10 protein-coding genes are annotated in these 7,619 nt (G+C 69.1%); 7 read left to right on the forward strand and 3 right to left on the reverse strand.

Annotated elements, in window-relative coordinates:
* Positions 1-75 precede the first annotated feature (75 nt).
* Entirely contained in the window at positions 76-2,157 is a 2,082-nt protein-coding gene (gene pta, locus K6I34_RS26865) for a phosphate acetyltransferase (protein ID WP_229329471.1), read from the reverse strand.
* Between the two features lie 295 nt (positions 2,158-2,452).
* Here pta and K6I34_RS26870 point away from each other — a divergent pair, with 295 nt between their 5' ends.
* From K6I34_RS26870 to K6I34_RS26880, 3 genes are all read left to right on the forward strand, one after another.
* Complete coding sequence (locus tag K6I34_RS26870) at positions 2,453-3,478, forward strand: ATP-dependent 6-phosphofructokinase (protein ID WP_229329480.1); 1,026 nt, start codon at positions 2,453-2,455, stop codon at positions 3,476-3,478.
* A gap of 180 nt (positions 3,479-3,658) precedes the next feature.
* Positions 3,659-3,928, forward strand: a complete 270-nt coding sequence (locus K6I34_RS26875) for a hypothetical protein (RefSeq protein ID WP_229329482.1) — start codon at positions 3,659-3,661, stop codon at positions 3,926-3,928.
* Positions 3,925-4,314, forward strand: coding sequence for a hypothetical protein (locus K6I34_RS26880; RefSeq protein WP_229329484.1), 390 nt, complete (start codon positions 3,925-3,927; stop codon positions 4,312-4,314). Before K6I34_RS26875 ends, K6I34_RS26880 begins: the two co-directional genes overlap by 4 nt.
* Before the next feature lie 251 nt (positions 4,315-4,565).
* On the opposite strand, the gene K6I34_RS26885 is transcribed toward K6I34_RS26880, so the two are convergent.
* Together K6I34_RS26885 and K6I34_RS26890 are read right to left on the reverse strand one after the other, a co-directional pair.
* A complete protein-coding gene (locus tag K6I34_RS26885) occupies positions 4,566-4,823 on the reverse strand; it encodes a type II toxin-antitoxin system RelE/ParE family toxin (protein WP_229329493.1) in 258 nt (85 codons plus the stop codon).
* Positions 4,820-5,140: a hypothetical protein gene (locus K6I34_RS26890; protein WP_229329495.1), complete on the reverse strand. Its 321-nt coding sequence runs from the start codon at positions 5,138-5,140 to the stop codon at positions 4,820-4,822. Before K6I34_RS26890 ends, K6I34_RS26885 begins: the two co-directional genes overlap by 4 nt.
* Positions 5,141-5,304: 164 nt before the next feature.
* Here K6I34_RS26890 and K6I34_RS26895 point away from each other — a divergent pair, with 164 nt between their 5' ends.
* From K6I34_RS26895 to K6I34_RS26910, 4 genes are all read left to right on the forward strand, one after another.
* Positions 5,305-6,141, forward strand: coding sequence for a helix-turn-helix transcriptional regulator (locus K6I34_RS26895; RefSeq protein WP_229329497.1), 837 nt, complete (start codon positions 5,305-5,307; stop codon positions 6,139-6,141).
* Entirely contained in the window at positions 6,131-6,334 is a 204-nt protein-coding gene (locus K6I34_RS26900) for a DUF397 domain-containing protein (RefSeq protein ID WP_229329507.1), read from the forward strand. The genes K6I34_RS26895 and K6I34_RS26900 overlap by 11 nt, the downstream gene beginning before the upstream one ends.
* A gap of 107 nt (positions 6,335-6,441) precedes the next feature.
* Positions 6,442-7,173, forward strand: a complete 732-nt coding sequence (locus tag K6I34_RS26905; protein ID WP_229329509.1) for a hypothetical protein — start codon at positions 6,442-6,444, stop codon at positions 7,171-7,173.
* Positions 7,174-7,317: 144 nt separating this feature from the next.
* A complete protein-coding gene (locus tag K6I34_RS26910) occupies positions 7,318-7,494 on the forward strand; it encodes a hypothetical protein (RefSeq protein ID WP_229329511.1) in 177 nt (58 codons plus the stop codon).
* The last annotated feature ends 125 nt before the right edge of the window (positions 7,495-7,619 follow it).

The raw sequence follows: 7,619 nt of genomic DNA on the forward strand, positions 1-7,619 counted from the left end.
GTGGGGGTCTGCGGGTGGGGTTTCCGGCCGTGTGTGGGGAGCCGGCCCGGCTCCCCACACACGGCCCGGTGGCCGTCAGGCGCGCTGCTCGCCCTGGGCCTGGATCGCGGTGATCGCCACCGTGTTGACGATGTCCTGCACGAGAGCGCCGCGCGAGAGGTCGTTGACCGGCTTGCGCAGACCCTGCAGGACCGGGCCGACCGCGACGGCGCCCGCGGAGCGCTGCACGGCCTTGTAGGTGTTGTTGCCGGTGTTGAGGTCCGGGAAGACCAGGACGGTGGCCTTGCCCGCGACCGCGGAGCCCGGCAGCTTGGTCGCGGCGACGTCGGCGTCCACGGCCGCGTCGTACTGGATCGGGCCCTCGACCAGCAGGTCGGGGCGGCGCTCGCGGACGAGCTCGGTGGCGCGGCGGACCTTGTCCACGTCGGCGCCGGAGCCGGAGGTGCCGGTGGAGTACGACAGCATCGCGATGCGCGGCTCCACGCCGAACTGGGCGGCGGTCGCCGCGGACTGGATGGCGATGTCCGCGAGCTGCTCGGCGTTCGGGTCCGGGTTGACCGCGCAGTCGCCGTAGACGAGCACCCGGTCGGCCAGGCACATGAAGAAGACGGACGAGACGATCTGGGCGCCCGGCGCCGTCTTGATGATCTCGAAGGCGGGGCGGATGGTGGCGGCGGTCGAGTGCACCGCGCCGGAGACCATGCCGTCGGCCAGGCCCTCCTGGACCATCAGCGTGCCGAAGTACGACACGTCGGCGACCACGTCGTGGGCGAGCTCGACGGTCATGCCCTTGTGGGCGCGGGCCTTGGCGTAGAGCTCCGCGAAGCGCTCGCGCAGCTCGGAGGTCTGCGGGTCGATGATCTGGGCCGCGCTCAGGTCGATGCCCAGCTCGCCGGCGCGCTTGCGGACCGCGTCCTCCTCGCCCAGCAGGGTCAGGTCGCACACGTCGCGGCGCAGCAGCACGTCCGCGGCGCGCAGCACGCGCTCCTCGGTGCCCTCGGGGAGCACCACGCGGCGGCGGGCCGAGCGGGAGCGCTCGATCAGCTCGTGCTCGAACATCATCGGGGTGACGCGGCCGGAGCGGGCGACGGAGATGCGGTTCGTCAGCTCGGCGGTGTCCACGTGACGCTCGAACAGGCCGAGCGCCGTCTCGGACTTGCGCGGCGAGGCGGCGTTGAGCTTGCCCTCGACCGCGAACAGCTCGGCGGCGGTGGGGAAGGAGCCCTCCGGCACGGAGATCACCGGGGTGCCGGGGGCGAGGCGGCCCGCGAGCGCCAGGATGTCCGGGCCCGGCTTCTCGTTCAGGGTCAGCAGCACACCGGCGATCGGCGGGGCACCCGCGCTGTGCGCGGCCAGGGCGCCGATGATCAGGTCGGTGCGGTCGCCCGGGGTCACCACGAGGCAGCCCTCGGTCAGCGCCGGGAGGAACGCGGGCAGCATCGCGCCGCCGAAGACGAAGTCACGGGCGTCGCGGCCGAGCCCGGCGTCGTCGCCGAGCAGCACCTCGGCGCCGAGCTTGTGGACGATCTGCGCGACGGTCGGAGCGGACAGCGAGGCGTCCTCGGGCAGCGCGTAGCACGGCACCGGCAGGCTCGCGGCGAGCCGCTCGGCGACGGCGGTGCGGTCGTCCGGGGCCACCCGGTTGACGATCAGCGCGACGACGTCGCAGCCCAGGACCTCGTAGGCGCGGTAGGCGTTGCGGGCCTCGGCGCGGACGGACTCGGCGTCCTGGTCCTGGCCGCCGACGACGGTGATCACCGAGGCGCCGAACTCGTTCGCCAGGCGGGCGTTGAGCGCCAGCTCGTCGGGGAGGTTGGAGCCCGCGTAGTCGGTGCCCAGCACGAGCACGTACTCGTACTCCCGGGCCACTGCCAGGAAGCGCTCGACGAGGGTCGCGACCAGCTCGTCGGTGCCGCGCTCCGCCTGGAGGGCGGAGGCCTCGCCGTAGGTCAGACCGTAGACGGTCTCCGGGGACTGGGTCAGCCGGTAGCGGGACCGCAGCAGGTCGAACAGCCGGTCCGGGCCGTCACCGTGGACGAGCGGGCGGAAGACGCCCACCTTGTCGACATGGCGGGTGAGGAGCTCCATGACTCCCAGCTCGATGACCTGGCGGCCGTCGCCCCGATCGGTACCGGTCACGTACACGCTGCGCGTCACGCGTGCTCTCCTTGCTCCATCGCCGTGGCTGATGCCGTGGTCTGTGCCGCGGTGCATGCCGCGGTTTATGCGGTGAAAAAATACCCGTTAAGGTGGCCTTGCCCTCTTGACAATACCTGCGACCGTGGATAAGGCGCTCGTCAGTGTGCCGGGCGGCGCCGGGCGAGGGGGTGGCAGGGTTACCCAGGGTCCACCCCGGTGTCCACTCCGTGGGAGGGGTGCGGCACTACCCACCGGCCCGTGAAACAATCGGTTCGGCTCACATGTACCAGTAGCGAGCAGGAGACACAGCCAGATGCGCATCGGAGTCCTCACCGCAGGCGGCGACTGCCCCGGCCTGAACGCTGTCATCCGCTCGGTGGTGCACCGCGCGGTCGTCGGCCACGGTGACGAGGTCATCGGTTTCGAGGACGGCTTCAAGGGCCTGCTCGACGGCCGCCACCGCAAGCTCGACCTCGACGCGGTCAGCGGCATCCTCGCCCGCGGCGGCACCGTCCTCGGCTCCTCCCGCCTGGAGCGCGCCCGGCTGCGCGAGGCGTGCGAGAGCTCCAAGGAGCTCGCCCGCGACCTCGGCATCGACGTGCTCATCCCCATCGGCGGCGAGGGCACGCTCACCGCGTCCAAGATGCTCTCCGACGCGGGCCTGCCCGTCGTCGGTGTGCCCAAGACCATCGACAACGACATCTCCGCCACGGACCGCACCTTCGGTTTCGACACGGCCGTCGGCGTCGCCACCGAGGCCATCGACCGCCTGAAGACCACCGCCGAGTCCCACCAGCGCGTCATGGTCGTCGAGGTCATGGGCCGCCACGCAGGCTGGATCGCCCTGGAGTCCGGCATGGCCGGCGGTGCCCACGGCATCTGCCTGCCCGAGCGTCCCTTCGACGTCGACGACCTCGTGAAGATGGTGGAGGAGCGCTTCGCCCGCGGCAAGAAGTTCGCCGTCATCTGCGTCGCCGAGGGCGCCCATCCGGCCGAGGGCACCATGGACTACGCCAAGGGCGCCATAGACCAGTTCGGCCACGAGCGCTTCGCCGGCATCGGCACCAAGCTCGCCACGGAGCTGGAGAAGCGCCTCGGCAAGGAGGCCCGCCCGGTCATCCTCGGCCACGTCCAGCGCGGCGGCACGCCCACCGCGTACGACCGCGTCCTCGCGACCCGCTTCGGCTGGCACGCGGTCGAGGCCGCGCACCGCGGCGAGTTCGGCATGATGACGGCGCTGCGCGGCACGCAGATCGTCATGGCGCCGCTGGCGGATGCGGTGACCGAGCTGAAGCGGGTTCCGGCGGACCGGATGGACGAGGCGGAGTCGGTCTTCTAAGGGCTTCTAAGGGTCCGACTCCCCTGAGCTCCACTTGTATATGCCCCTCTGACCTGCGGAAACGTGGTCAGGGGGGTTCTTTCGCCCCGATTTTCCGTGCCGACGTGTCAGGGCGGTGGCGCTGGCGGGAAGTTTCACGGAGAGCCGCCAGTCGTGTAGACGTCGCCGTATACTCAAGGCATGTCTGATGTCATGATTCGGGTTCCTGCGGAGGTCAGGGATCGGCTGGCCGTGCTGGCCGAGGCGCGGGGTACGTCGATGCGCGCGGTGATCGAGGAGTTCGCCAATTCCACGCTCACTCCCGAGGAGCGGCGGGAACGTGCCGAGCGGGCCCGTGCCTATATGGCCGAGCAGTTCGGGCACTACGTCACCGACGAGGAGAGCGCCGAGATGGGGCGCAGGATGCGGGCTGCCGCTGCCACGCATCGTGCGGAGACCGGTGAGCGGTGAACCTCACGCACTTCGTCCTCGATACACCCACACTGCTCGGACTCGGCGGCAACAAGCAGGTCTCCGGCCTCATCCACCGCGCCTACCTCGAAGCTGACGCACGGCTGTGGGTGCCGCTGCTCTCCCTGGTCGAGGCCGAGCGGGAGCGGCCCGGGATCATCGAGCACATCGGGCAGCTGGAAGTGCTGCACACACTCGACCTCGACTACGCCGGGACGTACGGGGTGATGCTGCTGCACCGCGAGGGCGTCCCGGTGGGGATCTCTGCGGCAATCCATGCCGCGCGAAGCCTGCTGCTCGCCCCGGAGAACGACGCGCTGGTGGCGACGCTTGCCCCGGAGGCGTATGAGGGCGCGGGGGTGCGGGTCTTCGACCTCAATCGCTGACCGGGTGTTTCTTTCGCCGTCGGTCGTCTGCGGTGTCGACGGGCCTGGACGCTTGCGCTTGTTGCGCATGTTCTCTTTCGTGGGGTTGAGCGGTGAGTGCGTCCACAGTGTTGCCGTACGGGGCTGGCTTCGGGGCGGAGCTGAAGCGCCGATAGGGGGTCTGGGTGTCGGGGCGTTGCCCCGGGCCCTGCTCTTCATGAACGCCGGGCAGGCTGGAGAGTTCCAGCCTGCCCGGCGCTCGCGTGTCCGGATCACCGGACCGGGGTGTTGCCGATCAGCAGGACGGTCACGGACACTCGGCTGTCGCTGATCTCGTACATGGCTCGGTACTTGCCGACGTGTAACCGATAAGAATTCGTCCCGCCCATCTGCGCAGCGGCTGGTGGGCGGGGGTCGCGGGCGAGGCCGCTGATGGCGTCGTGGAACGGCTTGACCGCGTCCCCGTCGCGTTGGCGCAGTTCCCGCAGCTTGCGGGCCGTGTCGTTGGCCCAGATCAGCGTGTACCTCATGACGCCTGCTCCTGGTCGAAGACCGCCATGGCCTCTTCATGGCTCATGGTGGTGCCGTCGCTGTCGGCCTTGGCGAGCGCGATCAGGTGCAGATCGGCGGCGTCCTCCAGCGCGGCGCGCTTCTCCGTGTCGTCGCCGGCGGTGTCGATGACCGCCTGCCGCCACCAGTCGTCGATGGTCATGCGGGCCGAGATGCCATCGTGGATGCGGCGCACGTCCTCCCAGAACTTGTCGTGCCAGTGAGCTTCGAGCGCGGCGGCGATCCCGCCGATGGTGCGCGGGATGTCGGGGAGCTCAGCCGTCTGCGGTGTCGACATGGGGGGCAGTATGCCGCTATCCGGCCCTTGATGCTCGTGTCCTGTTGCCCATGTTCCCTTTCGTGGTGTTGATTGCCGAGTGCGCCCATGGGGTTGCTGTACGGGGCTAGCTTCGGTGCGGGTGGCCCCGCTACAACGGGCCTGTGCGGTGAGGGAGTTAGGTCATGGCCAATGGTCGAAGCGTGCTCGGGCAGTCCAGGATCGGCTGGGAGTTCTTCGGGTCCGAACTGAAGCGGCGGCGTGAAGCGGCGGGGTTCTCGCAGGCGCGGCTGGGAGGTCGGCTCTTCTGCTCGGGTCAGTACATCTGCCAGCTCGAATCAGCCGTCCGCAAGCCGCAGTTGGACTTCGCGCGGCTCATCGACGAGGTGCTGGAAACGGATGGGATCTTCGAGCGGATGTGCAAGGAGCTGATCGACAGCTCGCCGTACGACAGCTACTTCGCGGATATCGCGTACCTGGAAGGACTCGCGGACACGATCTGCGATTACGCGCCGGTGTTCGTGCCCGGGCTGCTCCAGACCGCGGCTTACGCTCGTGCGGTGCTTCTGGGAAGTTTCCCGTTCAAGCCGGAAGGGGAAGTTGGTCCCTGGGTGGCCGGACGGCTGGCTCGTCAGCGCATCCTGGAGAACCCGGCGAAGCCCGAGGTGTGGGCGATCCTCGACGAGGGTGTGCTCCGGCGGGCGGTCGGCGGTAACGCCGTGATGCACGAGCAGTTGACACACGTGGTGTCGCTGGGCGAGCGACGCCGGATCGGCGTGCAGGTGATGCCGCTCAGTGGAGGCGCTTGCGCGCCGGGCGCCGTGCTGAAGATCATGACCTTCGAGGACGCGCCTCCGGTCGCGTACTCCCAAGGCGTGATGTCCGGCCACCTGGTGGACGATCCGGCTTTGGTTACCCAGTGCGTGAAGTCCTACGACGTCATGCGTGCTACGGCGCTGTCGCCGGAAGCGTCCTTGTCTCTGATCAAGTCGGTGGCGAAGGAGTACGCACATGCGCAATGACGTGGTCTGGCGAAAGAGCGCCTACAGCGGGGCGGGGACCGGGCAAGGCAGTGATGAGTGCGTCGAGATAGCCGACTTCATACCCGGCGGGGTCCCCGTCCGGGACTCCAAGAGCTCCGCCGGTCCGGCCCTGCGCTTCCCGGATGCCGCGTGGGCGAGGTTCGTGTCGGAGCTCGACGGCTACGCGGGTTGAGGCGCGCAGGCCCCAGGAAGTGTGCTGGGTCACATCATTCCAGGGTTGTCGGGCCATAGGCCGGAATCATAAATTCCGAGTAAGGTTCACCTAACTCGGGAGCGCCCATGCGTCCGACCCCCCTCATGAGAGCCGGTCTTGGCCTGACCACGGCGATAGCCATCCTCTCGGCGACCGTCCTCCCCGCCGCGGCGGCGACCAGCGCACCGCAGTCGCCCGCCACCGCCGTGAAATCCGTGGAGGCGACGAAGAACGCGACAACCGTCGGCTGGCTGACCGCGGAAGAGCGCAAGGCCCTCGCGCCTTACGTCAGTTACGACGGCAATGCGTACCGCCTGGACGCCAAGGCGGCGAAAGCCGCGGGCGTGGCTCAGCAGGCGATCGACACGACCACCACGGCCGTCAGCCGACTCAACGCCCTCCTCGGCAAGGGCGTCGCCGTCGGCAAGGACGCCGAGGGCGTGACGGTCGACCCGGCGAAGGCTCAAGCGAAGGCGGACAAGAGCTCCGGCATCGCCCTCCGCGGCGCGGCGGCCCCGGAGACGCAGATCGTGGAAGGCATCACGGTCAAGGTCACCTGGTTCGGCCTGCTGATCCACCTCGACTCGTTCGTGACCGGCAAGGTCCAGGCGGGTGTCGACATCACCAAGGACATCGTCCAGGTGGCGTCGAGCGTGATCGCCATCGCGTCCCTGGGTAGCCTCCTCCCGGCCGCCACCCTCGCGGCTGCCGTGGCCGACCTGAGCGCGAAGGTGGTCTCCTTCTGCACGACCCGCAAGGGCGAGCTCTACGTCTACATCACGTGGGCGGGTGTCCCGGTCTGCAACCCGTTCGCCTGACTCCCCCCCCGCATGGCGATGCGCTTGGCCATAAAACGACTGTCCCGCCTCCGTGGCCCGTAATAGCCTCCGGGCGGCCCCGGCCGGTTCTGTCGGTCGGGGCCGAGTTGCCCTTGAGTCGGAGACGAAAGGCAAGGTGTCGTCGTGTCAATCTCCCGAATTCGCGGTTCCGCTCTGGCGGCGGGGGCGCTTCTGGCGCTGACCATGTCGGTGGGCACCATCACCCAGGCATCCGCGCACAGTTCGTCCGCGCCTTCCGTGACAGCAGCTCCCGGCGACTGTCCGAAGTACTACTTCTGCGGGTACAAGTACGCGAACTGAGCAATGCTCAAGACCTGTGGATCGGACCCGGGTTGGTGTACGAAGGGCGTACCTTCCCGGGTGATCGATTGATGGTCATCGAGTAGGCCGACGTTCGCAGCGTCGGTCGGGAAGGCACGCCCGTG

This window comes from Streptomyces sp. UNOC14_S4 (genome assembly GCF_020740835.1).
GTDB lineage: Bacteria > Actinomycetota > Actinomycetes > Streptomycetales > Streptomycetaceae > Streptomyces.